Origin of the sequence: Novosphingobium sp. (assembly GCF_024642085.1) — a bacterium.
Taxonomy (GTDB): Bacteria; Pseudomonadota; Alphaproteobacteria; order Sphingomonadales; family Sphingomonadaceae; genus Novosphingobium.
Genome location: NZ_JAHEBV010000032.1, coordinates 1 through 24,122 on the forward strand (window position 1 = coordinate 1; position 24,122 = coordinate 24,122).

Annotated in this window: 27 protein-coding genes and 2 tRNA genes; 14 read left to right on the plus strand and 15 right to left on the minus strand. The window is 61.8% G+C overall.

What is annotated here, in order from left to right; genetic code table 11:
* Position 1 precedes the first annotated feature (1 nt).
* The 3 genes from Q0L62_RS11300 to Q0L62_RS11310 all read right to left on the minus strand — a co-directional run bounded on the left by Q0L62_RS11300 (position 2) and on the right by Q0L62_RS11310 (position 2,943).
* A tRNA-Ile gene (locus Q0L62_RS11300) sits at positions 2-78 on the minus strand.
* Between the two features lie 66 nt (positions 79-144).
* On the minus strand, positions 145-1,140 hold the full coding sequence (locus Q0L62_RS11305) for a polysaccharide deacetylase family protein (protein WP_296679874.1): 996 nt from the start codon (positions 1,138-1,140) through the stop codon (positions 145-147).
* Positions 1,141-1,167: 27 nt separating this feature from the next.
* The gene (locus tag Q0L62_RS11310; RefSeq protein WP_296679824.1) at positions 1,168-2,943 is read right to left on the minus strand and encodes a histidine kinase dimerization/phospho-acceptor domain-containing protein; all 1,776 of its coding nucleotides are present in this window, start codon (positions 2,941-2,943) and stop codon (positions 1,168-1,170) included.
* Positions 2,944-3,183: 240 nt separating this feature from the next.
* Between Q0L62_RS11310 and Q0L62_RS11315 the strand changes: the two genes are divergently transcribed.
* Positions 3,184-3,648 carry an Lrp/AsnC family transcriptional regulator gene (locus Q0L62_RS11315; RefSeq protein WP_296679826.1) on the plus strand — a complete coding sequence of 155 codons (465 nt, stop codon included), beginning with the start codon at positions 3,184-3,186 and terminating at the stop codon, positions 3,646-3,648.
* 331 nt (positions 3,649-3,979) lie between these two features.
* Here the strand turns inward: Q0L62_RS11315 and accC are convergent, their stop codons facing one another.
* The 7 genes from accC to Q0L62_RS11350 form a co-directional block, all read right to left on the minus strand.
* The gene (gene accC / locus Q0L62_RS11320; protein ID WP_296679828.1) at positions 3,980-5,329 is read right to left on the minus strand and encodes an acetyl-CoA carboxylase biotin carboxylase subunit; all 1,350 of its coding nucleotides are present in this window, start codon (positions 5,327-5,329) and stop codon (positions 3,980-3,982) included.
* A 9-nt stretch (positions 5,330-5,338) separates the two neighbouring features.
* Positions 5,339-5,791 carry an acetyl-CoA carboxylase biotin carboxyl carrier protein gene (gene accB, locus Q0L62_RS11325; RefSeq protein WP_296679876.1) on the minus strand — a complete coding sequence of 151 codons (453 nt, stop codon included), beginning with the start codon at positions 5,789-5,791 and terminating at the stop codon, positions 5,339-5,341.
* Between the two features lie 131 nt (positions 5,792-5,922).
* On the minus strand, positions 5,923-6,360 hold the full coding sequence (locus Q0L62_RS11330; RefSeq protein ID WP_296679831.1) for a type II 3-dehydroquinate dehydratase: 438 nt from the start codon (positions 6,358-6,360) through the stop codon (positions 5,923-5,925).
* Between the two features lie 69 nt (positions 6,361-6,429).
* Positions 6,430-6,765, minus strand: coding sequence for a hypothetical protein (locus tag Q0L62_RS11335; RefSeq protein WP_296679833.1), 336 nt, complete (start codon positions 6,763-6,765; stop codon positions 6,430-6,432).
* A gap of 111 nt (positions 6,766-6,876) precedes the next feature.
* Positions 6,877-7,290, minus strand: a complete 414-nt coding sequence (locus Q0L62_RS11340) for a holin family protein (protein WP_296679835.1) — start codon at positions 7,288-7,290, stop codon at positions 6,877-6,879.
* 122 nt (positions 7,291-7,412) lie between these two features.
* Positions 7,413-7,940: a hypothetical protein gene (locus tag Q0L62_RS11345; protein WP_296679837.1), complete on the minus strand. Its 528-nt coding sequence runs from the start codon at positions 7,938-7,940 to the stop codon at positions 7,413-7,415.
* 154 nt (positions 7,941-8,094) lie between these two features.
* Positions 8,095-8,171, minus strand: a tRNA-Pro gene (locus tag Q0L62_RS11350).
* A 250-nt stretch (positions 8,172-8,421) separates the two neighbouring features.
* Here Q0L62_RS11350 and yajC point away from each other — a divergent pair.
* From yajC to secF, 3 genes are read left to right on the plus strand one after another with little or no spacing between them, the layout of a single operon-like run.
* Positions 8,422-8,757 carry a preprotein translocase subunit YajC gene (gene yajC / locus Q0L62_RS11355; RefSeq protein WP_296679838.1) on the plus strand — a complete coding sequence of 112 codons (336 nt, stop codon included), beginning with the start codon at positions 8,422-8,424 and terminating at the stop codon, positions 8,755-8,757.
* 31 nt (positions 8,758-8,788) lie between these two features.
* Positions 8,789-10,393, plus strand: a complete 1,605-nt coding sequence (gene secD, locus Q0L62_RS11360) for a protein translocase subunit SecD (RefSeq protein ID WP_296679840.1) — start codon at positions 8,789-8,791, stop codon at positions 10,391-10,393.
* Positions 10,394-10,405: 12 nt separating this feature from the next.
* A complete protein-coding gene (gene secF, locus Q0L62_RS11365; RefSeq protein WP_296679842.1) occupies positions 10,406-11,383 on the plus strand; it encodes a protein translocase subunit SecF in 978 nt (325 codons plus the stop codon).
* On the opposite strand, the gene Q0L62_RS11370 is transcribed toward secF, so the two are convergent.
* On the minus strand, positions 11,380-12,489 hold the full coding sequence (locus Q0L62_RS11370; protein ID WP_296679844.1) for a glycosyltransferase: 1,110 nt from the start codon (positions 12,487-12,489) through the stop codon (positions 11,380-11,382). The two genes, secF and Q0L62_RS11370, sit on opposite strands and share 4 nt — an antisense overlap.
* Before the next feature lie 68 nt (positions 12,490-12,557).
* Positions 12,558-13,130, minus strand: a complete 573-nt coding sequence (locus tag Q0L62_RS11375) for a helix-turn-helix transcriptional regulator (RefSeq protein ID WP_296679846.1) — start codon at positions 13,128-13,130, stop codon at positions 12,558-12,560.
* Between the two features lie 95 nt (positions 13,131-13,225).
* Here Q0L62_RS11375 and Q0L62_RS11380 point away from each other — a divergent pair, with 95 nt between their 5' ends.
* Complete coding sequence (locus Q0L62_RS11380; RefSeq protein WP_296679848.1) at positions 13,226-13,699, plus strand: DUF6456 domain-containing protein; 474 nt, start codon at positions 13,226-13,228, stop codon at positions 13,697-13,699.
* 4 nt (positions 13,700-13,703) lie between these two features.
* On the opposite strand, the gene Q0L62_RS11385 is transcribed toward Q0L62_RS11380, so the two are convergent.
* A complete protein-coding gene (locus Q0L62_RS11385) occupies positions 13,704-15,503 on the minus strand; it encodes an ABC-F family ATP-binding cassette domain-containing protein (RefSeq protein WP_296679849.1) in 1,800 nt (599 codons plus the stop codon).
* A 67-nt stretch (positions 15,504-15,570) separates the two neighbouring features.
* Between Q0L62_RS11385 and Q0L62_RS11390 the strand changes: the two genes are divergently transcribed.
* From Q0L62_RS11390 to Q0L62_RS11410, 5 genes are all read left to right on the plus strand, one after another.
* Complete coding sequence (locus tag Q0L62_RS11390; RefSeq protein WP_296679851.1) at positions 15,571-16,413, plus strand: aminotransferase class IV; 843 nt, start codon at positions 15,571-15,573, stop codon at positions 16,411-16,413.
* 62 nt (positions 16,414-16,475) lie between these two features.
* Positions 16,476-17,207 (plus strand): SIMPL domain-containing protein, encoded by a 732-nt coding sequence (locus tag Q0L62_RS11395; RefSeq protein ID WP_296679854.1) that lies wholly within the window; start codon positions 16,476-16,478, stop codon positions 17,205-17,207.
* A gap of 46 nt (positions 17,208-17,253) precedes the next feature.
* The gene (locus Q0L62_RS11400; protein ID WP_296679856.1) at positions 17,254-17,568 is read left to right on the plus strand and encodes a hypothetical protein; all 315 of its coding nucleotides are present in this window, start codon (positions 17,254-17,256) and stop codon (positions 17,566-17,568) included.
* A gap of 66 nt (positions 17,569-17,634) precedes the next feature.
* Entirely contained in the window at positions 17,635-18,309 is a 675-nt protein-coding gene (locus Q0L62_RS11405; RefSeq protein ID WP_296679858.1) for a response regulator transcription factor, read from the plus strand.
* 7 nt (positions 18,310-18,316) lie between these two features.
* Positions 18,317-19,702 carry an ATP-binding protein gene (locus Q0L62_RS11410; protein WP_296679859.1) on the plus strand — a complete coding sequence of 462 codons (1,386 nt, stop codon included), beginning with the start codon at positions 18,317-18,319 and terminating at the stop codon, positions 19,700-19,702.
* Between the two features lie 4 nt (positions 19,703-19,706).
* Here the strand turns inward: Q0L62_RS11410 and Q0L62_RS11415 are convergent, their stop codons facing one another.
* The gene (locus Q0L62_RS11415) at positions 19,707-20,000 is read right to left on the minus strand and encodes a chorismate mutase (protein WP_296679862.1); all 294 of its coding nucleotides are present in this window, start codon (positions 19,998-20,000) and stop codon (positions 19,707-19,709) included.
* A gap of 89 nt (positions 20,001-20,089) precedes the next feature.
* Between Q0L62_RS11415 and Q0L62_RS11420 the strand changes: the two genes are divergently transcribed.
* The 3 genes from Q0L62_RS11420 (at position 20,090) to Q0L62_RS11430 (ending at position 22,833) form a co-directional block, all read left to right on the plus strand.
* Positions 20,090-21,106 (plus strand): polyprenyl synthetase family protein, encoded by a 1,017-nt coding sequence (locus tag Q0L62_RS11420; protein WP_296679865.1) that lies wholly within the window; start codon positions 20,090-20,092, stop codon positions 21,104-21,106.
* Between the two features lie 175 nt (positions 21,107-21,281).
* Positions 21,282-21,626: a DUF1153 domain-containing protein gene (locus Q0L62_RS11425; RefSeq protein ID WP_296679867.1), complete on the plus strand. Its 345-nt coding sequence runs from the start codon at positions 21,282-21,284 to the stop codon at positions 21,624-21,626.
* Between the two features lie 190 nt (positions 21,627-21,816).
* Positions 21,817-22,833: an aldo/keto reductase gene (locus Q0L62_RS11430; RefSeq protein WP_296679869.1), complete on the plus strand. Its 1,017-nt coding sequence runs from the start codon at positions 21,817-21,819 to the stop codon at positions 22,831-22,833.
* 4 nt (positions 22,834-22,837) lie between these two features.
* Here Q0L62_RS11430 and Q0L62_RS11435 read toward each other — a convergent pair whose 3' ends face one another.
* Positions 22,838-23,101, minus strand: coding sequence for a hypothetical protein (locus Q0L62_RS11435; protein WP_296679871.1), 264 nt, complete (start codon positions 23,099-23,101; stop codon positions 22,838-22,840).
* A gap of 64 nt (positions 23,102-23,165) precedes the next feature.
* On the opposite strand from Q0L62_RS11435, the gene Q0L62_RS11440 reads away from it, so the two are divergent.
* A partial coding sequence (locus Q0L62_RS11440) for a DEAD/DEAH box helicase (protein ID WP_296679873.1) occupies positions 23,166-24,122 on the plus strand: 957 nt, incomplete at its 3' end.

Here is a 24,122-nt window from a genome sequence, read left to right on the forward strand (position 1 = left end):
GTGGTGGGCCCGGCAGGACTCGAACCCGCGACCTAGCCGTTATGAGCGGCCAGCTCTAACCAACTGAGCTACAGGCCCAAGCCGGATCAGGCTCGGTCACCCAGGCCCGGTCGGACGCCGCGCGGGTTAGCCGCTGTCGGGTGATTAGGCAAGGGCTACTGCGGTCATGATTTCACCGACGCTGGCAGGAGCGATCCGGCGGCGCTGAAGGTGTGTGAAAACTCCGCGCCACCAATCGTACAAAGCGTCCAGATCATCCTCGCTGCGGACATAGGGGGTATAGCCCGGAGCCAATGATGGACTGTGGAACGAGAAGACCAGCACCGGCAGGCCCATGTCGAGCGCGATATCGATCCCGCGCAGCGCTTCGGCCAGCGTGACACCTTCCGGAGTCAGGGGAATACGCTCCATCACCCCAAGCCGCGACAGCACACCGCGCAGCGGCGGTGTCCGCCACAGCCGCGGGTAAAGCCAATCACCGATCTGGCGCAGCAGGCCGGAATAGACCGTGGTCAGCGGCAGCTCCATCAAGCGCCGGTCGGCATCGATCCACCACGGAAAAAGCGGCAATCGGCGAAAATTGGGCCCCCCGGCAAAGCTGTAGTCAAAGTTGGAACGCACCGATGTGTCGATCGCTATCCCGCCATCTGCCAGCATTTGTGCCGTGTTGGGCCCAACGCCATAACGTCCCGCCCGATAGATCAGCGGCGCCGTGCCGAACGCCTTGGCAATAGTCTCGCGTAGCCGGGTAAACTTTTCCCGTTCAAGATCCGCTGGAAGATTACCAGCAAAGCTGTTGTATTCGGTCACGTCTTCGCTGTGCGGCGGGCTGACCCAGGGATGCAACTGCACCCCAATTTCTGCACGGCCAGCGGCCAGGGCCGGACGCAGGATTTCAGCTGCTGCGGGCGATGAGGCGATCGGATAATCGACCAGATAGATCGGGCAGATCCCGGCGCCTTCGCAAAACTCCTGAAAGCGTGCCAGCCGGGCGATGGTGTGGACCGTGTGGCCGGATCGGTCGATCGGCTTGTCCCAGTCAAATTCTTCCTCGGTATCTACCGTCAGGATGAACCGCTGGCCGAAATCAGGCGCAAATTGAACGGCACTCCCCGGTGCCGGGGGATCAGTGATGCGGATACCCGCCACAATGAAACCGTCCTTTGTCTATTTCCCCGCCGCGCTGACCTTGTCATCTGAGCCCTGACCGCCAGCGTCCTTATCGCTATGGGGCGATGGCGCTGCGGTCAACCCCGGCAGGACCAGCCGAAGACGATCGCCCTTGTGGACAAGCTGCCCGCCGGCGGCCTTGGCCTCTGCCGCAACCAGGCGCAGGGCAAACCCCACGCCGAATACCCCGGCCGCGATTACTTGCGGAACCGAACCCGCCGAAGTTTCGAACAGCGCCTTGTCATCGCGCGCGGCCAGGACCGCCGGTAGGCTGACATCGACCCTGATAGCCGATCCGCGGGGTTGCAGTTTGAGCTTGAGCACTTCGCCGGGGCCGGACACTCCTGCAAGGGTTGCAAGCAGCCGCCACACGATCCGTTCAACCTCGATCTGGGCCAAAGGCACCGCGGGCACAGTTCCGCTGATCTTGAGCGCAAATCCGCTGCCGCGCTGACGGGTGTGTGCCGCCAGTTGCCCAACGGTCGCCTCGACCACGCCGGCAAGATCGGTTTCGCCCGGTTCAAGATCGAGCGCGTCGCTGTCCAGTTTGGCCAGCCGCTCCAGTTCCTCGAACGCGGCCAGCATGCGCGCGGCATCCCCCGCTATCGTCGCGGCCAGGGCGCGGTATTCATGCGGGGTGGGGCCGAACAGCTGCTGCTGGATGACTTCGGCAAACCCCTGGATTGCGTTCACCGGGGTGCGCAGCTCATGCAGCATCTGGCGGATGCGATCAGATTGGCTGTCAGGCTTAGTCGGCAAAGCGGCAGCCGGGCTGGACGGCGCCGAAACCGGGCGCCGCATCCGACCGCGCCAGCCCAGGTGCCGCCCGGTCAAAGGGTCGAACCAGGGAGTGGCATCGATCTGCCAATCGCCGGCTATGGCGCGTGCCCCTTCCATCCGTACGCGCACGGCGCGAAGCGGCTGACGGCCGCGCAAGGCATCGCGCAGGGCAGAAGGCGGGGACGCGGTAAGCGAGGCCAGCGCCTGCCCGATCATCATCGGCGCAGTGCCAGGGTCAGACCAACTGATCCGTCCGGCAGCATCGGTGGCAAAGTCAAACGCACGAACATGCGCAGGGGCGTGCAGGATCGGATCTTCGTCCAGCGGCAACCGCGGCGCATCGACGGACAGCGCGGCGTCTGCTTCCTGGCGCGAGCGGCGATAGGCCTCGATCTTGCGGACGATTGCGCCGATGCCGTCTTCGTTTGCTGGAATCGAGGCACGAGCAGGAGAGACGAACGGTGCAACGTTTGTCTGCGCCGGTTCAGGGCCATCGTCGGCCGCGACGGACGAAGGAGGCTGCGCGGCTTCGCCGGCCGCAACCGCAGGCACGGCAGGAGGCAGACCGCGCTCGCGAATGCCCAGCCGGGCAAGGTGTGCCTCGACCGCAAGGCCCAGATCGCGGCGGCGGCGAACATGGCCGCGCGCGCCAATGGGCAGGGCCGGGATCAGATCAAGCCATTCGTTTTCGCTCAACTCTGCGCGGTCGACCGCGGCGGCAGCGATCTGCGACTCGTCACCGACAAGACTGGCAACCAGACGCGGCGAACGCAGCCGCAGCCCCTGGTCACGAACCATCGCGGCGCGGTCGGCCGCAGGAATTGTCGCGGCCAGCTGTGCCAAACGCGAAAACGCGCAATCGATCTGCGCTCCGCGCGCGTCGCTGGGCATGGTCCCCAGCAAATCGAGCAATTGCCGGAACTGAATCCGGCGCACCGCCGGGCCGTCCGCCCGAAGGCGCAAAACGGTTCCGAGGCGATCATCGAAATGCATTCAATCTCCGGTGCTGGCGCCCGCTCCTATAGCTAAAAGACGGACGCGCCCATGATACATAGCAAACTTGTCCCCAAGCTGTACTGGCAGCAAATGCAGCGTTGCAAAGCGGGACAATTGCGATATGAAATAATAATATTAGCACACGGCAGGGTCTCACCTGTGATTGTTGCGGATCAATGATTACAAGCCCGGGGCGTCGAGGGGGTGGTCCGGGACAGGCGCCAAGGGGTGGGTTGCATGGCAAATCTCGATACGATCGACCGACGCTTGCTGGCCGAATTGCAGGACGAAGGCCGCGTCACCAATGTGGAACTGGCCAACCGCGTCGGGCTGACCGCGCCGCCGTGCCTGCGCCGCGTCCGTGCACTGGAAGAATCCGGCGTCATCCGCGGCTACCACGCCGATCTCGATTCCTCGAAACTGGGTTTTGCCATAACCGTCTTCGCCATGGTTAGCCTCAAGAGCCAGGCCGAGGATTCGCTGCGCCAGTTCGAAGAAGCGATGCGCGACCTGCCCGAAGTGCGCGAATGTCATATGCTGAATGGCGAGATCGATTTCATCCTCAAGATCGTCAGCAAGGACTTGCAAAGCTTCCAGGAATTCCTGACCAGCAAGCTGACCCCGGCGCCGAATGTGGCAAGCGTGAAGACCAGCCTGACGATCCGGACGGCCAAGCAGATGCCTGGAGTGCCGTTGGAGTAGGTACCCCTCCGTCACGGCCTTTGGCCGTGCCACCTCCCCTTTTGTGCTTCGCAAAAAAGGAGAGGAACTTTTGCTTGCAACGATTGTCGGGTCAGCGGCGATTGATAAGCCATCGAATTGCCAAACCAACTGAAGCGGCAACGAAGGCTGTCGGTAGCGCAGCCATCAACCAAAAGCCCTTCTTACACGGAAGGTCTGGATCGCAATCACCTAGGGCATCGACTAAAGTTCAAACGAAGAACAGCGGAATCCCGGTAAAGGCCGCGATTACACAACCCCACCTGGTTCCTTTTGAAGTGCTGCTTTGGTATCGGTCGTAAGCCATTTGCGATTACGTAGCCCGCCCCGCCAACCACTCCTCCAGCCACTTGATCGTATAATCGCCGTGGATGAAGTCGGGTTCGTTCATCAGCGCCTGGTGCAGCGGGATTGAGGTCTTGACCCCGCCAATTACCATTTCTTCCAGCGCGCGTTTCAGGCGCATGATGCAGCCTTCACGGCTGCGGCCAGAAACGATGAGCTTGGCGATCATGGAATCGTAATAGGGCGGGATCTTGTATCCTGCATAAAGGCCTGAATCGACGCGGACGTGCATGCCCCCGGCGGCGTGATAATTGCTGACCAGGCCGGGTGAAGGGGCAAACGTCCAGGGATCTTCGGCATTGATCCGGCACTCGATCGCGTGGCCCTTGAACTCGATATCTTCCTGGCGCACCGACAGCGGCTTGCCATCGGCAATGCGGATCTGTTCGCGCACCAGATCGACCCCGGTGATTGCTTCGGTCACGGGGTGTTCGACCTGCAGGCGGGTGTTCATTTCGATGAAATAGAACGCGCCGTTTTCCCACAGGAACTCGATTGTTCCCGCGCCGCGATAGGCCATGTCGGCCATCGCCTTGGCAACGATGCCGCCCATGCGGTCGCGCTCTGCCGGGCTGATGACAGGCGAGGGGGCCTCTTCCAGCACCTTTTGATGGCGGCGCTGAAGCGAGCAATCGCGTTCGCCCAGATGGATCGCCTCGCCGTTGCCGTCTCCAAAAATCTGAAACTCGATATGGCGAGGATTACCGAGGTATTTTTCGATGTAGACGGTGGCATCGCCGAACGCGGCCTTGGCCTCGGACCCGGCTTGCTGGATCAGCGTCTCGAGCTCGTCCGGTCCGTTGCAGACTTTCATCCCGCGCCCGCCGCCGCCCGATGCGGCCTTGATGATCACCGGATAACCCGCCGCTTCGGCGATTGCCTTGGCTTCATCGATATCGCTTACCGCGCCGTCCGATCCCGGAACCAGAGGCAGGCCAAGCGCGCCTGCAGTGCGCTTAGCCTCGATCTTGTCGCCCATGGTGCGGATATGTTCGGGCTTGGGCCCGATCCAGGTGATCCCGTGGGCTTCGACAATCTCGGCGAACTGGGCGTTTTCGGACAGGAAGCCATAACCTGGGTGGATCGCGTCGGCATGGGCAATTTCGGCGGCCGAAATTATCGCTGCGGTGTTGAGGTAGCTGTCCTTGGCTGCCGGAGGGCCGATGCACACTGCGTGATCGGCCAGCCGCACATGCATGGCATCAGCATCGGCAGTGGAATGAACCGCGATCGTCTCGATGCCCATCTCATGGGCGGCGCGGTGAATGCGCAGCGCGATCTCGCCGCGGTTGGCGATCAGGATCCGGGATATTGCCATGAAAAGGGCCTAGCCGATCACGACCAGCGGCTGGTCATATTCGACCGGCTGCGCGTTATCCACCAAGATCGCCTTGATCGTTCCTGCCTTGGGTGCGGTGATCGGGTTCATCACTTTCATCGCCTCGATGATCAGCAGCGTTTCACCTTCCTTGACCGATTGCCCAACGGCCACGAAAGCGGCAGCGCCCGGCTCGGCCGAAAGATAGCAGGTGCCGACCATTGGCGATTTCACGGCGTTCGGATCATCGGCCGGAACGGAGGCGACGGCAGCCGCGGCGGCAGCGGGGGCGGCAATCAGTGGCGCCGCAGGCGCGGGCATCATGTGCTGCACGGCCGCAACCGGGGCAGGCTGGCGCGCGACCTTGATCTTGCGGTCGCCGTCTTCAACCTCGATCTCGGTAAGGCCGGTTTCAGCCAGCAGTTCGGCAAGTTCCCGAACCAGGCCGCTGTCGATGTTCATGCCGCTGGTGGTGCGGTCGGCGCTCTTTGCGTCGCTCATGCGATCCTCGTGATTGCTGTCGTTCATCGCCTATGCGCGGGGGCAGCCGCCCTGACAAGGGGCTATGCCGCCCTGTCCACACGCACCCGACGCTAGAGCGCCGCGGCCTTTTCCAGCGCAACGCGGTAGCTGTCGGCGCCAAGGCCCTTGACGCAATCGGTCGCCGCCATGCCGACATAGGACACATGGCGGAACGGTTCGCGCGTTTCGGGATCGGACAGGTGTACTTCTATTACCGGCACCGTGATCGATTTGATTGCATCGTGGAGCGCGATCGATGTGTGGGTATAGGCCCCGGCATTAAGCAGCACGGCGTGCACCCCTTCGAAATGGGCTTCGTGCAGCCAGTCGACCAGATGTCCTTCGTGATTGGATTGGCGCAGGTCGATTGCAAAGCCCAGCGCGGCGCCTTGCACTGTCAGCCGCTCGGCTATGTCATCGAGAGTGTCTGTGCCGTAAATCTCGGGCTGGCGGGTGCCCAGCATGTTGAGATTGGGTCCGTTAAGGACATAGATCGTCTTTTCGGCCATGGATCAGGTCACCGTCGGGCAGGGGTCAATAGCGGCGCCTTAGCCCAGCGCCGCTTTGCCGCAAACGCCTTACCGTGATTGGGCTTGTTCAAGCGCGCGGCGGACGTCTTCTTCGGTGGCCTGGGGCGGTCCGGCGGGGATCGGGTTTCCGTTCTCGTCGGTTTGCACTTCCTGTTCGGCATTGTCGGCGGCAGCAGGGGAACTGCTGCTTTTAGTGACGTTGCCGCTGATGCCGCCCGGCCCGGCCACTGCCATGTTGTCGGACGAGGAGGAACTGGCACTCGCACTGGCTGATGCAGCGGTGTCCGGCGCAGCGCTGGCCTGATCATCGGGCGCATCGCCGCTGCATGCAGCCAGCGCGGCGCAAGAAAAGGCAAGAGTGGCTGCGGTGCATAGGCGTTTCACGGTGCTACTCCGTCCCGGTTCTTAAAGTCTGTGCGACAGAATGCGCCGCTCCGCCGCATTAAGACAAAATCGTTACGCGAAAGCAACTAGGCCTGCGCAGCCTTGAACAGCTTACTTGTCGCTTCCGGCAATCTTGCCCCATTGGCGGGCCGCAGTATAGCCAAGGTAACCGGTCCCGAACAGGGCATACAGCGGCTCGGGAAGGCCTGAAAGGTAAGCGTTCATGCCGCTGGCGATGGCCAAGGCGCGTTGCGGCGCAAAGGCGGCCAGAATGCCCATCGGCAAGGCCCACAGCAGCAGAATATAGATGACATAAAGAAAACTGGGACGCGCCCGGCTCGTCCAGGGATCATGCGAATTGGCCTCGGCCACGATGGCAGACAGGCGGGCGTTGATTTCAGCCAGATCTTGCGTGCCCTGCAGGTGCAGCAGTTCGAGCTTGGCCTTGTCGCGGGCAGCCTTGTCAGGGATCACCTTGTCGATGATCGCGGCAATCGGGCCGATGAGCGCTTCGAGAATGGGCATAGTGGAAAAACTCCGGGGTGAAGGGAGCAGGCCAGATAACGAAATTACGCCATGTAGGAAAATGCCCGGTCAGTTGCCGCGCAGGTATGGGCATGATTTGATGATGTAGATTGCCTCCGCCATCAGCAGCCATTCGATGTCCTGCGCTTTGCCTTCACCATGCGGATGCCCAGGCCGCGCCTGGCATCGATTTTCGGCAGATGCTTAAGGGCTTGGACCAGCATCAATTGCGCTGCGCAATTTGCTTTGAAAGCCGGCTGAGCGGGAAAAGCGGGGCCGATCAGCGCGCACGTTGAGCGCAGAAGGTTGCCGTTCAGCACATCCCCCTCCCAAAACTCCACCCCATAGCGGTCCAGCCCGGAATAGCGGACGACCGGGCCGAACGCGAACCGGTGATTGTCCTTTGAAGAGTTGGCGTCCTCTAAAGCTTCGGTCGGTTGGGTAGACAGGTAAGTGCGCTGGACGAAGTCGATATGATTAAAGAAACCGGCGCGAATTGACGAAATGTAACGTTGGCCCCTCGTTTGCTGCGCGGTCGATGACGAACATCGGTTGCGGGAAGCTGGCATAGCGGCCTCCCGGGCTGATCCGGGCCATTTTCGAAAACTCGGCCACGCTGGCATTCCGGCTGCGCCGATCTGGCGCGGCAAGGACGGGCTGTGAAAGCGCAATACAGCACACGATCAGCAAGCCGTGCAGCAGCTTCATCCGTTACACGTTCGCGCGTGCATGCCCTGCCGCTGACAGGACCTGACGCACCCGTGCGGCAAGGGCGGCCGGATTGCTAATGCCTGCAAAAAAAATTGGTCGGGACGAGAGGATTCGAACCTCCGACCCCCACACCCCCAGTGTGATGCGCTACCAGGCTGCGCTACGTCCCGACCGGTTCCGTGGATCCCGCGCGTGGCGGGATCGGGGAAGCGCGCCTATAGGCATGGTAGTCGGTCTTGGCAAGCGGGTGCGCGCGTCTGCTGCCCGTCTTGAAGCAGCTTCCTGGAACGCCATCTCCATGTCCCCGGCGGGGAAGAGAAGGGGCGGCGCGTTGCCATCACCAACCATTGCTGCTAGGCGCGCGCCATCGCGTCCGGCACCGCCGGGCCCAACCGTTCAAAAGGCCAGTTTCGGACCATTATGACTGCTTCCACATTCGCACTGTCAGCCTCGGCCACTGCGGCCGGTTCGCCTCCTGGATGGGTCAGCTTCCTGCCGCTGGTAGGCATGCTCGTGATCTTCTGGTTCCTGATCCTGCGCCCGCAAATGAAGCGGCAGAAGGAACTGCAGGGCAAGATCGGCGGTCTGAAAAAAGGCGACCAGGTTTTGACCGCTGGCGGCCTGCTGGGGAAGATTATCAAGGTCGATGAACATTACGTCGACCTGGAGCTGGCACCGAACGTGAAGGTCAAGGCGCTGCGTTCGACCATCGCCGATGTCGTCCCGCCGACCGGCGGCAAGCCCGCTAACGACTGACCCGCAGGGTCCCGAAGCGAAAGCGACACGCATGCTCGATTTTCCCCGTTGGAAGCAGATCTGGCTTTGGTTCATCACCTTGGTCTGCGCGGTTGCTGCGCTACCCTCGGTATTTTCGGTTGCCGGGCTGGCTTGGCCTGCCGTGCTGCCCAATCCCAAGATCAATTTGGGTCTCGATCTTGCCGGAGGTAGCCACTTGCTGCTCGAAGCGAGCACGGACCAGGTGCGACGCCAGCGGCTCGAATCGATGGAAGAGCAGGTCCGCAACCGCCTCAAGCAAGCTGATCAGCGGATAGAGATCGGTGACATATCGACCAAGGATGGTTCGGTCAGCTTCATGCTTGCCAATCCCGCCCAGATCGATGCCGCGCGCGAACAACTGCAGACATTGACCGCAGGAGCAGGGCTGACCGGTCAGCGCGACTGGGACTTGCAGGTAATCGATGGCAACCGCATCGTCATGACCCCGACCCAGGCCGGGTTGGATCTGGCCGTGACCAAGGCGATGGAAACCGCGACCGAAGTCGTGCGCAAGCGCATCGACGCGCTCGGCACGCGCGAGCCGACCATCATCCGGCAAGGTAATGACCGCATCGTGGTTCAGGTTCCAGGTCTGAAGGATCCGGCGGCGCTCAAGGATCTGCTGGGCAAGACGGCAAAGCTTGAGTTCAAACTGGTCGATACGACCGCTTTGCCCAGTGACCTTGCGCAAGGAATTGTCCCTCCGGGCGATGAAATCGTCTATTTCGCCAATCCGGCCAAGGACGGCGCAACGCCGCTGGCGGTCAAGCGTTTGGGCGGGATCAAGGGGGATCAGCTGATCGACGCGAAGCCCGGCAACGATCAACAGAACAACCAGCCGATCGTGACGATCGATTTCGACCAGCAAGGCGGAGCCAAGTTTGCCAAGCTGACGACGGAAAACGTGGGTAAGCCGTTTGCGATCGTCCTCGATGGCAAGGTGATATCAGCGCCAAACATCAACGAACCAATCATTGGCGGCACCGCGCGCATTTCGGGCAGCTTCACGACCGAGAGTGCCAACCAACTGGCCATCGCGCTGCGGTCCGGTGCACTGCCGGTAGACCTCAAAGTGGTCGAGGAACGGACCGTCGGGCCGGACCTGGGTGCAGATTCAATTGAGAAAGGTATGATCGCCTTTGCCGTGGGCACGGTGACGCTGATGCTGTTCATGCTGGTCACTTACGGCCGTTTTGGCATCTACACTTGCCTTGCCCTGATCATCAATACGCTGATGATCCTGGGCATCATGGCGCTGATTGGCACAACGCTGACGCTTCCAGGCATTGCCGGGTTCGTGCTGACCATTGGCGCTGCGGTGGACGCCAACGTGCTGATCAACGAACGCATCCGCGAAGAAAGGGCGAGGGGGCGCAAGGTTACCCAAGCGGTGGAGTTTGGCTATTCCGAAGCCCGCAGCGCCATTTTTGACGGAAACATCACCAATGTTATTGCCGCCACGCTGATGTTCCTGATCGGATCCGGCCCGGTCAAGGGCTTTGCCATCGTGCTGATCATCGGGATCGCAACCTCAGTCTTTACTGCAGTGACGCTGACCCGGATGTGGGTGGCTGGCTGGCTGCGCAAATCGCGCCCGACCGAGCTGGTGCTGTAAGGAACGAACCCGATGAAACTCTTGAAGCTCGTCCCTGACAACACCAATATCCGTTTCCTGCGCTGGCGGGTGCCGTTTTATGTGATCAGCCTGTTACTGATTGCGGCATCGATTACCCTGGTGGTTACTCGCGGCCTTAATCTGGGCGTTGATTTTGTCGGTGGGCAAATGATCCGCGTAACCTTCGTCAACAGCGCCGCCGCACCGGTTGGTCAACTGCGTGAAGAAGTTGGCAAGCTGGGTTATGGCGAACCGACCATTCAGCAGTTCGGCAAGCCTAACGAAATCTCGATCCGGATGCACTTGCCTGAAGGCGGGGAAAAGGATGCGTCATTGGCTGCTGCCATGTCCAAGCGGATCGTCGCCGATATCAAATCAAGGCACCCCGATGTCCGGCTCGACGGCGTCGATTCGGTTTCGGGCAAGGTGTCGGACGAATTGTTCAAGACTGGGATCAAGGCACTCCTGTCGGCAATGCTGGCGATCTCGATCTATATCTGGGTGCGCTTTGAATGGCAGTTCGGGGTGGGCGCGCTGTTTGCGCTGTTCCACGATGTAACGCTGACGCTGGGCATGTTCGCACTGACCCAGTTGGAGTTTGACCTTAACATCGTCGCCGCCGTGCTTACTCTGATGGGCTATTCGCTTAACGATACGATCGTGGTCTATGACCGTATCCGCGAAAACCTGCGCAAGTATCGCCGGATGCCGCTTCCTGAAATGCTTGACCTTTCGGTCAACGAAACGCTCAGCCGGACAATCGTTACATCGCTTTCGGTGCTGATCACGCTGTTCGCGTTGCTGCTGCTTGGCCCCAACGTGATTTTCGGGTTTACTGCGGCGATCACTCTGGGGATCTTCGTGGGCACCTACAGTTCGATTTACATGGCCGCGCCGATCCTGATCTGGCTCAAGGTCAATTCGTCCAGCTTCGTTCCGGCCGAAAGCGCGCTGGACAAGCAGGAGCGCCTGGCGCGCGAGCGGGGCTAGTCGCGCCGCGCCAGCCGCTGCCAGTGCGCGACCAGTGCGGCTGCATTGGCATCCCAGCTGAACGCGGAAATTGCGGCGCTTACGCTTTCCGGTGAAGGGCGGGCAAACAACATCTCGCGAACTGCAAGAGCGATCGCTTTCGCATCGCGGGGCACCATGCGGCCCCAGGCGGGGTCGGTCAGCAATTCCTGCGCGCCGGCAATCGGCGTCGTGACGACCGGGGTTCCGCAGGCCAGCGCCTCAACCCAGGCATTTGCCAATCCTTCGCTGGCCGTCGGCAGCACGAAGACGTTCGCCGCGTTCAGCACCGCGGGGAGTTCCGCGTGCGGCACCGCACCAAGAAAGCGCACGCGATCGGACAGGCCCAGCCGCTCAGCCTGGCTGCGCAGCGCGTTCTCATCCTCCCCTGCTCCCGCTAGCAGCAAAATCGCGCCAGGAAGGTCGGCAAGCGCCTCAATCGCAAATCGCTGCCCCTTGCGCGCGATGAGCGCGCCGACCGTGGCCAGCACCACCGCATCGCGAGGCAGCCCCAGCTGATCACGGCATAAGCGGCGATCATAAGGGCGAAACAGGTCAGCGTTAAGGCCGGTGCGGTGCACCGAAATCCGCTCACGCGGCATGCCCAGCGCTGCCATATCCTCGATCAAGCCCAGCGATACGGCAAGCAATCCATCGGCCGCCCGGCCAGCTTCCAAAACCTGTTTGCGCGTGGCCGGTGCGCTGCCCCAATGATGAATATCGGCCCCGCGCGCCTTGATCGAAACGGGCCGGCCCAGCGCCTTGCCGGTAGCAACCGCCGCGGGCCCGTCGGGATAGAAGAACTGCGCGTCGATGACATCGAAAGGCTCATGTGTATGCAAGCGCTTGGCCAGCGGCAGCACAGCGCGCGCTTCAGCCCGCGCGTTGCGGTGGGCGCCAATGCTGGGGATCAGGCGGAAGTGGGGGCGCAGCACCTTCACACCGCCGCGTTCCTCGCTGCCGGAAAGCCGCGCGAGCGCCTGATATCGTGGGTGCAGCGATAGCGGAAAGGGCGGTATGCCCAGCGGGTTGACCATCACCAGGTCAACATCGCCGCGCTTGGCGACCGCCTGCATCTGCCGTTCCACGAAAACCCCGAAATTGGGGGTAAGGTCGTTTGGATAAAGCGTGGAAAGCGAGAGGACCCGCAAGCGCCTCACAGTGCGCGCACCAGCATTTCCGCCACGGCCAGCCAGGCTGGGTTTTCCACCACCACCTGGCGCTGGCCGGGATCAGGCGGAAGGATCGCGACGCGGCTGGCATCGCGGTCGATCATGCGGCCAAAGGCAAAGCGCCCGCCCGATCGCGGTGCCAGCACATCCCGGTTAAGCAGCCGCGCAAAGTCGGCCGGGTCGACGCGGCGTAGCCAGACCTGATCGCCGACGCGGTACTGCCCTGCCGGGCTTTCGATAGCCAGCGCCAGCAAATCGCCGTCTCCGGCCAGCGCGGTAGGCAGAATTGCATCGCGCGGTGCGGCCAGCGCTTCCGCCCCGTCAGCAGTCAGCCGGGCGACATATCTGGGATGGGGGGCCGCTTCTCCGCGAAGCAGCAGTTCAGGATCGACCGTCAGTGCGGCGGCAATACGGTTCATCCAGGTAAGCGACAATTGCCGGGTGCCAGTCTCCAGACGGCCGATCGTCTGCGCTGTGGTTGGCGGAGCGCAGCGGGCGGCGACATCAGCTAAAGTAAGGCCCATTTCACGGCGGATATCGCGAATGCGGTTGATCATGATTTGGCCTTTACGAACCGATTTGGTTTTTCCGCTTTCCTACAAAGCGTCCAATTTGGCAAGTGCCGCGCTTGGTTATCAGAACGGGAGTTTGTATGAAAAGGCATTTGGTGGACCGCATAATGACGCCCTTAGGGCCCGGTCGCGGTGCGCCGGTAAAAGGCGGGCGCAGGGTGACGGTCAATCTTGCCGAAAGCCCGCTGACCTGGCTCCATTCCCGCGGCCATCTCAGCGATCCGCAGCTTGCAGCGGGGGAGGCCCTGCGCCGCGATTACGAAGCGGCGCAGATGGTGCCGGGTTTGACCATGCGCTGGGATCCGGTCCGGGTGCAGGGCGGTCCTGCTGGCGGCTTGCTCAATGCAACCGAACGCCAGATCGCTGCGCGAGCGCGGTTTGACGGTGCGGTTGCGGCGGCGGGGCCGGGGCTGTCCGACGTGCTGTGGCGCGTGGTTTGTGCGGGGGAGACTTTGCCGGATGCGGAAAAGGCGCTTGCCTGGCCGGTGCGCAGCGGCAAGCTGGTGCTCAAGCTGGCGCTGGACCGGGTGGCAGGTTTTTATCGGATCGTATGACGACTCAGCCTTCGACCAGTTCCGCCAGTTCCAGCCACCGTTCCTCCGCCGCGTCCTTCTCGGCGCGGGCTAATTCGATCGCGTTAGTCAGCGATGCAAACCTGGCCGGATCGCGGGTGTAGAGCGCGGGATCGGACAGTGCACTCTCATCGCGGGCGATCTGGGCTGCAATTTCCTCGATCCGGGCTGGGAGGATTTCGTAGTCGCGCTGATCCTTGTAGGTAAGTTTGGCCTTTTTGGGTGCTGTCTCAGTCCGGCCATCGGCAAGCTCAGCCGGCGCCGGGTAGGGGTTAGGCGGTTTTCTGATCGCTGCGGCCCGCTGCGTTCGCTGCCTTTCCCAGTCGGCATAGCCGCCCGCCACCACATCGACCTTGCCGCTGCCGTCAAGGCCCAGGGTAACCGTGACAGTGCGGTCCAGAAAGTCGCGGTCGTGGCTGACGATCAGGACGGTGCCGTCATAATCGGCGATCACTTCCTGCAAGAGGTCGAGCGTTTCCAGGTCGAGGTCGTTGGTCGGCTCGTCCAGAACCAGCAGATTTGATCGCCGGGCAAACTCGCGCGCGAGCAACAGGCGTGATTGTTCGCCGCCCGAAAGCGTCCCGACCCGGGCATCCACCAAGCCGGGGTCGAACAGGAAATCCTTGAGATAGCCCTGGATATGCTTTCGCACGCCGCGCACGTCGATCCAGTCACCACCTTCGGCGAGCACATCGCGCACCCGTTTTTCGGGGCTTAGCACACTGCGCTGCTGGTCGATCATCACGCCGTGCAGCGTCTTGGCCAGAGCAACGCTGCCGCTATCGGGCTCCAGTTCTCCGGTCAGCATACGCAGCAGGGTGGTTTTGCCCGAACCGTTGGCGCCGACCAGGCCGATCCGGTCACCGCGCTGGATGCGCAGCGAAAAGTCCTTGATGATCGTGCGTTCACCGAACCGCTTGGTTACCTTGTCTGCGGTGATGACAGCCTTTGTTTTTACATCATCAACCGCCAGCTTCATCTTGGCCGCGCCCTGCGGACCCAGCATCGCTGCGCGGGTAGCGCGCATTTCCCACAGCTTTTCAAGCCGCCCCTGGTTGCGTTTCCGCCGTGCGGTAACGCCGCGTTCCAGCCAGTGCGCTTCGATCTTCAGCTTGGCGTCCAGCTTGTCGGCGGCGCGCGCATCCTCGGCGTAGATCTGTTCCATCCACGCTTCATAGCCGCCAAAGCCGATGTCCTTGCGGCGCAGCGATCCCCGGTCGAGCCAGACGGTCGCTTTGGTCAGCCTTTCCAGAAACGTTCGGTCATGGCTGATCACCATGAAAGCGCCGTTATAGCGTTGCAGCCAGCCTTCCAGCCAGTCGATCGCGGCAAGGTCCAGGTGGTTGGTAGGCTCGTCCAGCAGCAGCAGGTCCGGTTCGCTGGCAAGGGCCCGGGCCAGCGCGGCGCGGCGCCGTTCGCCCCCGCTAGCGCTTTCGGCATCGCGGCTCATATCGATGCCCAATTGTCCGGCGATTGCCTCGATCGCATGGCGGGGCGGGGCGTCCTTGCCGTTCAAGGCAAAGTCCATCAGCGTGGCATATCCGGTAAAGAACGGGTCCTGTTCCAGCATGACGATCCGGGTGCCTGGCTGGATCGAGCGAGTGCCCTTGTCGGCCTCGATCTCGCCCGAAACCAGCTTGAGCATGGTGGTCTTGCCCGCGCCGTTGCGGCCGATCAGGGCCAACCGGTCACGGGGGGCGATGTGCAGGTCCAGATCGCGGAACAGCCAGCCCGATCCCTGGTGCAGGCTCATGTGTTCCCAAGAGAGGATCGGTGCGGCGGCCATAGTGCCGCGCGGCCTAGGGGCTTGCCCCCGCGTTGACAAGGCCGGGCGCGCGGGGGAAGAGGTGCGGATGCGAACAGTCTGGCTGAATGGTGAGTTCTTGCCCGAAACCGAAGCTCGGGTATCGATCTTCGACCGCGGGCTCAATTTCGGGCAATCGATTTACGAAGTGACTCCGGTAATCGACGGCCACTTCTGCAACTGGCCGCATCATCAGGCGCGGCTGGAGCGATCCAAGGCGCTGGCCAGGATTGAGGACCAGACCGACTGGCCAGTTGTGCTGGACGAATTGATCGCGCGCAACGGGCTGAACGAAGGGCGCATCTATCTGCAAGTGACGGGTGGAGCGCCGGATGACCGGGCGTTTCCTTTGCCCGACCCGGCGGTCCCGGCCACGCGCTTTGCCTTCACCCAGGCCGATAGTCTGCTGGCCAATTCTCAGGCGGAGCAAGGACAACGGGTAGTGCTGCGGCCTGATTTGCGCTGGCAGCTCCGCTCGGCCAAGACCACACAGCTGCTTTATGCCGTGATGATGAAGGCCGAGGCGCGCGAAGCCGGGGTGGACGACGCCTGGCTGGTCGAGAACGGCAATATCACCGAAGCGACCAGTTCCAACGCCCACATCATCGACGCACGCGGGGTGCTGGTATCGCACCCGGTCGATCACGGCGTATTGCCCGGCGTGACGCGAATCAGCGTTATCGAAATTGCCCGGGAGCTTGGCCTTGCGGTGGAGGAACGGCCCTTCAAGCCGGCCGAATTGTTATCTGCGCGCGAGGCGTTCATTTCAGGCGCAGGAACTCTGGTCGTGCCGGTGATCGAAGTTGATGGGCAGCCCATTGGCAATGGCGGTCCCGGCGCAGTCACTGCGGATATTCGGCGGCGGTATATCGAACGTCTGCGCGGCACCTGACCGGAACAAGGCGCTGGGCCCCTCGTTACCTGAGCAGGCCGGATTGGTTCAGGAGTTTGAAAATGAAGCGCTATGCCGCCGTCGCAGCAATTGCAGTCGCTGCCTTTGCTTTCCCCACTGCCGCTGCGGAAATCCAGATCGCTTCGGCAGGGCCGGTGGTTGAGCTTACTGTCAGCGACAACGTCAACGCCAAGCCCGACGCCGCCACCGTGTCAGCAGGGGTGACTACGCGGGCAATGGGAGCCAACGAAGCCGCGCGCCTGAACGCCGTACGCATGGACCAGATCATCAACCGCCTGAAGCAGCTGGGTGTTGCCGCCAGTGACATCCAGACTAACAGCTTCTCGCTCAATCCGCTTTATAGCTACAACAACAGCAATGAAGGCCGCCAGCCCACGTTTCTGGGCTATGACGTAAATAATCAGGTGACGGTGAAGCTTCGCGATATAGCCAAGATCGGCCCGGCACTGGACGCTTTGGTAGCTGCTGGAGCCAACAGTTTCAGTGGACCCAACTTTGTGCTCGACAATGATACGGCAGCGCGCACGCAGGCTCGCAAGAACGCCTTCACCAGTGCCGAGGCGCGAGCACGCGAACTTGCCGGATATGCCGGTTTCAAATCGGTGAGGCTACTTGAACTTTCAGAAGTGTACCAAACCATGGGCGGCGGATATTTCAGGGGCGAAAGTGCCGTAAACGTTTCGTCGGTCAGTTCGCAAACAGCGACTCCGATCCAGCCGGGCCTGGTGGGAATCTCTGCCCAACTGACAGTAAAGTACGAGATGATCCGTTGATTGGTGAACTTTCGCCTGTGTAACTATTCATGGCGCGTTCAATGCCATGTCGGTAGAGCGCCGCATCATGAAGACCCCTGCGATCCTTGCCGCCTTTGCGATGCTCTTGTCTCCGCTGCCGCTCCTTGCCGGCCCTGGCGGAGAGCAGGGACAGGCTCGCAAGGAACTGCGCGCCGGCAATGTGCGATCGCTGCGCGAGATCGAGCAGCGCGTGCTGCCATCAATGAACGGATCGCAATACCTAGGTCCGGAGTACGATCCGGCGGCCATGGCCTATCGGCTCAAGTTTATTCGCCAGGGCCGCGTAATCTTTATCGATGTGGATGCGAGGACTGGCGAAGTTATGCGCCAGTCGCGCTAGGCGGCTTGCTTGACGGGCGTGGGGATTGTCCCCATTTGATGCGCACCATTTAGGGGATTTTTTGCGATGCGCATCCTTATCGTCGAGGACGAACCCACCCTCGGCAAACAGCTCAAATCGACGCTTGAAGCCACCGGCTATGCAGTCGACCTGTCGACTGACGGAGAAGACGGGCACTTCCTCGGCGCTACTGAAGAATATGATGCGGTCGTGCTTGATCTTGGTTTGCCCGAGATTGACGGTCTGACCGTGCTGGGCATGTGGCGCAAGGAAGGCCGAAAGTTTCCGGTCCTTGTGCTTACGGCACGCGATAGCTGGTCGGACAAGGTCGCCGGGCTTGATGCCGGCGCCGATGATTATCTGGCCAAGCCGTTTCAGACCGAAGAGCTGATTGCCCGGCTGCGCGCCCTGATCCGCCGGGCTTCGGGTAACACCAGCAGCGAACTGATCGCAGGCGATGTGCGGCTTGATACGCGGTCTGGCCGGGTTACGCTGAACGGCGAACCGGTCAAGCTGACGGCGCAGGAATACAAGCTCCTGTCCTATCTGCTGCACCACAAGGGCAAGGTCGTCAGCCGCACAGAGCTGATCGAGCATATCTACGATCAGGATTTTGATCGCGATTCCAACACCATCGAGGTGTTTGTGACCCGCATCCGCAAAAAACTGGGCGCCGATGTGATTACCACCATCCGCGGACTTGGCTACAGCCTGGACGATCCCGCGCTGCCGCGCGGCTGACCGCTGGATGAGCGAGCAGGAACTTCCCGCTCAGTCTGGTGCGGGAGTGGCGCATACCGGCTCGCTTTCGCGGCGGATGATGCTGATCGCGGCAGGGTGGATTGCGGTTCTTTTGCTGGGCGGAGGCATCCTGCTGGACCGCACTTTGGCCAATCTGGTCACGCGCAATTTCGACAACCAATTGGGCTACATGTTGACCGCGATGGTCGGTTCGGCCGAAATCAGTTCGGACGGAGAGGTCTATTTCAACCGTCCGCTGGGCGACCAGCGATTTCTGGAACCCAACAGCGGACTTTATTACCAGATCAGCGGAGCTGGGCACGATGACTATCCGTCACGTTCGCTATGGGACCGCACGCTGTCGGTCAGCAACGATCATTTCGACGCCCAGCCGCACACCTACAATGCCGAACCGTTGAAGGGCGAGCCGCTGCGTATCATCGAACGTTCCGTTATCCTGCCCGGGAGCGAAACGCGCTGGACCTTTGTTGTCGCGGAAAGCCGACAGGAACTCGACGACCAGATCCGCCGCACCCGCTCGATCCTTGTGTGGAGCTTCGTTGTTCTGGGTCTGGGCCTGATGCTGATGGCAGCGCTGCAGACGTGGTATGGGCTGGGTCCGCTGCGCCGCGTTCGTCTGGCGATCCAGCGGATGCGAACCACCGGCGAAAACCGGGTGACTGAGCCTTTGCCGCTGGAAGTCGCACCCCTGGTAGACGAGCTAAACGGCTTGCTCGCTCATTCGGTCAGACAGGCGGAAGAGGCGCGGACCCACGCTGGAAATCTGGCTCACGCGCTCAAAACCCCGCTTACGGTGGTGATGAACGCAGCCACCGCGAAAGCTCCGGACTTGTCCGATACAGTAATCCGCGAAGCAGCCGTCATGCGCCGGCAGGTGGATCATCATTTGGCCCGCGCGCGTGCGGTGGGTCGCCGCGCAGTCGGCCAGGCCAGGGCAAACGTGGGCGAAAGTGTCGAGGCAGTCCTGCGCGCGGTGACCGTGCTTTACGACCAGACCCGCTTCGACCTTGACGGTGATCGCGAGACGGCGGTGGCGATCGAACGACAGGACCTGGACGAGATCCTTGGTAACTTGATCGAGAATGCGGCAAAATACGGCGGCGGCAGTGTTTTTGTTACCATCGATCCCGGCAAAGAACTGCAATTTTGCGAAATTTGGGTCGAAGATGACGGGAAGGGCATTCCGGAAGAAGAACGCACCCGCATCTTTGATCGCGGCGCGCGGCTGGACACTGGCAAGCCCGGCACCGGGCTGGGCCTGGCCATTGTTCGCGATGTTGCCGAAATCTATGGCGGATCGGTGACACTGGACGAAAGCGAGGATCTGGGCGGGCTGCTGGTGAAACTGCGCCTTCCGCGCGTGCGGGCCTGACCGCCTATTTGGCGGCAGCCTGCTCGTGATGCCGGATCACTTCCTGAATGATGAAGCGCAGGAACTTCTCCGAAAACTCGGGGTCAAGCTGGGCATCCTCGGCCAGTTTGCGCAGGCGGGCAATCTGCCGTTCCTCACGTCCCGGATCCGACGCAGGAAGGGCGTGATCCGCCTTGTAGCTGCCCACAGCCTTGGTGATGCGAAATCGTTCGGCCAGGATGTGGATCAGCGCGGCATCGATATTGTCGATGCTGGCGCGAAAGCTGGCGAGCGTCGGGTCGGTTTTGGGCTCGGACATAATCGCTGCGCTAGCATGACTTTTTGCGCAAGACCATTGCCCGCTTTGCACTTGCCTTGGCGCGTCGGCGCGGGCAATGCCCTGCAGCAATGAGCGCCGAAATTGTCCCCTTGCGTCCGCGTGATAGTGCGCCTTCGCTGGCCCCGATAATGGCCCTGACCGCGTCTGGCATGAACGCAGTCAATGCGGTCATCCTTGAACGGATGCAAAGCGAGATTCCTTTGATACCGGCGCTGGCAGGCCATCTTATTGCCGGCGGGGGCAAGCGGATGCGCCCGATGCTGACGCTGGCCGGGGCGGCATTGTGCGATTATACCGGGACGCGCCATCACAAGCTCGCCGCAGCGGTTGAGTTCATACACACGGCAACGCTGCTGCACGACGATGTGGTTGACGGTTCGGAACTGCGCCGGGGCAAGGCGGCGGCCAATCTGATCTTTGGCAATCCAGCCACTGTACTGGTCGGCGATTTCCTGTTCACGCGAAGCTTTGAACTGATGGTCGAGGATGGGTCGCTGCGCGTGCTCAAGATCCTGTCAGGGGCGAGTTCGATCATTTCCGAGGGCGAGGTCGATCAGCTTACCGCCGCGCGCCAGATTGACACCAGCGAGGAACATTACCTCAAGATCATCGGCGCCAAGACTGCCGCGCTGTTCGCTGCTGCGACCCGAATCGCCGCCGTGGTGGCCGAGAAAGGCGAGGCAGAAGAGCGCGCGCTTGACGCATATGGCCGCAATCTGGGTGTTGCATTCCAGCTTGTCGACGATGCGATGGACTACGATTCCGATGCCGGCGAAATGGGCAAAGGGCAGGGCGACGATTTTCGCGAAGGCAAGATGACGCTTCCCGTGATCCTGGCCTATGCCCGCGGGGACGAAAGTGAACGCACATTCTGGCGCCAGGCGATAAGCGGGCATCGCAACCGGGACGAAGATCTGGCCCATGCGGTCAGCCTGATCGCGCGCCACGACGCGGTAAGCGCCACGCGGGAACGGGCCCGTCACTATGCCAGCCGGGCAATCGATGCGATTGCCGGCTTCCCGCACAGCGAGGCCCATGCCGCAATGATCGAAGCGGCCGAGTTTGCAGTCAGCCGCAGGGCCTGATTCGCCAAACCTGTAGTACAAGCGCAGCTTGTCGACGGTGACACTCAACCCGGCGTGAGATGGCTTGTCCGCGCGGTGGAATGCAGAAAAAATTTACCCGCTTTTAACCACTTGGGCCACAAATTCAGTGTGCTTGGGGGCCAACGATTTGACCAGAAAATCGAGGGTCCGAACGATGATTGAATACCATAACTCCCGCGCTGCCCGGATCATAGGGCCGCTAAGCGAAGTCCTTACCCGGGACAGCCTGCCGCCGCCCAACACCACTCGCTGGGTGGCCAGCCGCAAGGCCCAGGTGGTGGCAGCGGTTCAGGGCGGTCTGCTGACCCTGGACGAAGTGATGGCGCGCTACAGCCTCAGTCTTGAGGAGTTTTACTCATGGCAGCGCGCCATGGACCGTGCCGGCGTATCCGGCCTGCGCGTTGCGTGGTCGTCTGCCGATCGCGCAGCAAGGCGCCGTGATCGTCCGCAATCGGCTCCGGCTGCATTGCAGCGCCGTCAGGAACTGGTCGCGGTCTGAACGCCCGCGCACCATGCACAAGGTTTACCAGCTTCGCCGATGCCCCCCAGCATCGCGAAGACCCCAAGCCGCCGAGGGTCCTTACCCCCTGGTCTCCGAGCGGGACCCTCGGCGCACGGGCTTGACCTGACCAGTCCAAGCCGCCACTCCAGTTGCGAACGACAACCAATCGCATCGGAGCATCGCCGCAATGGAACGCCGCCGTCTGGGAAAATCCTCTATCGTCGTGTCCGATATCTGTATGGGTACGATGACATTTGGCAGCCAAACCGACGAGGCGGAAGCCATCCGCATTCTGGATGCCTGCTTCGATGCGGGCATCGATTTCTACGACACCGCCGAAGGATATCCGGTTCCGCCCGATGCCAAATGGGTCGGCCGCACCGAAGAGATCGTCGGCCGCTGGCTCAAGACCAAGCCGCGCGACGCAATCATTCTGGCAACCAAGGTTTCCGGCCCCAGCCATGTCTGGTTCCGCTCACCCTTGCGCAGCGGCATGACGTCTCTGGATCGGCGCAACATCATTACTGCGGTGGAAGCCAGCCTGACCAAGCTGGGCACCGATTACATCGACCTCTACCAGACTCACTGGCCTGACCATGACTTGCCCTATGATGAGACAATGGAAGTGCTCGACGAGCTCGTCCGGGCAGGCAAGGTCCGCGTTCTGGGCTGCTCTAACGAGACAAGCTGGGGCCTGATGAAGAGTATCGCCGCGTCAGAACGGCTGGGCACGGCGCGCTATCACACGATCCAGAACAATTTTAGCCTCAATAACCGGCGGTTCGAAGATGAACTGGCCCAGGCTTGCCGGAAGGAAGGCGTCAGCCTTATCCCCTATTCGCCAATCGGCGGCGGGGTACTTTCCGGCAAATACAACGACGGCGCCCGTCCCGAAGGCGCGCGGTTTACGCGATATCTTGACATGGAAGGCCGGCACTCTGCCATGGGCAGGCGGTTCGTGAACGAAAAATCACTCGCTTCCACCGGGCGTTTCGCGGCAATCGCCCAGAAAGCAGGCATAAGCCCAGTGACCATGGCGGTCGCCTGGTCCAAACAGCATGATTTCGTCGCCTCGACCATTGTCGGGGTCAGCACCTACAGCCAGCTGGCCGACATTCTGGCGGCCGGGGACGTAGTGTTGGAAAAGGACACGTTAAAGGCCATCGACAAGGTGTCGAAGGAGATCATGTACCCGATGGGTTAGGAAATCAGGCCGGCTTGACAGCGGCGCGCAGGCGTTCACGGATCCTGAAGCGCTTGTCGACAAACAGCGGAACCACGACCGACAGGGTGATGCCAGCCAGTGAGCAGAACCCGAGCCAGATCGCCATCAGCGTTCCGCCTGCCTGGTACATTCCGTAAAGCACAGGCCCCGCCAGCACGATACCGCGGACTTCGTTGAGCACGAAGGCGGCAATGGCCGATTTCAGCAACAGATCGACGAAGGCGGCAAGAAACGTTGTCATATCCATGGTGATGCCATGAACCCCTTACGAAACGGTTGATGGGCGCTGGGGAAAGGCTATCCCGGCGCCGATGAGCAAACTGCCGATCCAAGCCGTGATGGCTGACCTGCTTGGTGCCTTGAGGCAGAGCAACGGCGCCGTGCTGATCGCGCCGCCGGGTGCGGGCAAGACTACTGCGGTTGCTCCGCAGTTGCTTGAAGAAGAATGGTGCGGCGGCATGGTACTGCTCCTTTCGCCGAGGCGCGTGGCCGCGCGCGCCGCAGCCGAACGCATGGCCGAGCAGCGTGGCGAAGCGCCGGGCGAGACGATTGGTTATGCAACGCGGCTGGACAGCAAGCGTTCCAAGCGAACGCGCATTTTGGTGATGACCGAGGCAATTTTCGTGGCAACGATTCTTGCTGATCCCGATCTTCCGGGTGTGTCGGCTGTGCTTTTCGACGAAGCGCATGAACGGCACCTCGATTCCGATCTGGGTCTGGCGCTCGCAATCGAAAGCCAGACAGTCTTGCGTCCTGATCTGCGCTTGCTGGTGATGAGCGCCACGATCGACGGGTCGCGGTTTGCTTCCCTGCTTGGCCAAGCTCCGGTTATTGAAAGCGCCGGCAAGAGCTGGCCATTGACGATCCGTTGGTTGGGCGCGCGGCCCGAGGTGCGGATTGATGAAGCGATGGCTTCCGCAGTCGTGACTGCCTGGCGAGAAGAAGCTGGCGATCTGTTGGCCTTTCTGCCCGGAGTGGGCGAGATTGAGCGCACCCGCGAACGGCTGGCCGAACGCCTGCCCGGTGCGCTGGTCCTGCCGCTCCACGGGCAATGCGAGCCTGCCGCCCAGCGCGCGGCCATTGGCCGCGATCCCGGCGGGCAACGCCGAATTGTTCTGGCCACGGCTATCGCCGAAACCTCGCTTACGCTGGACGGGGTTGCGGTGGTCGTCGATGCCGGTCTGTCGCGCCGCGCCGAGTATGACAAAGCGGCGGGGGTCACACGGCTGGTCACTCACCGGGCAAGCCAGGCCGCCGCCGCGCAGCGT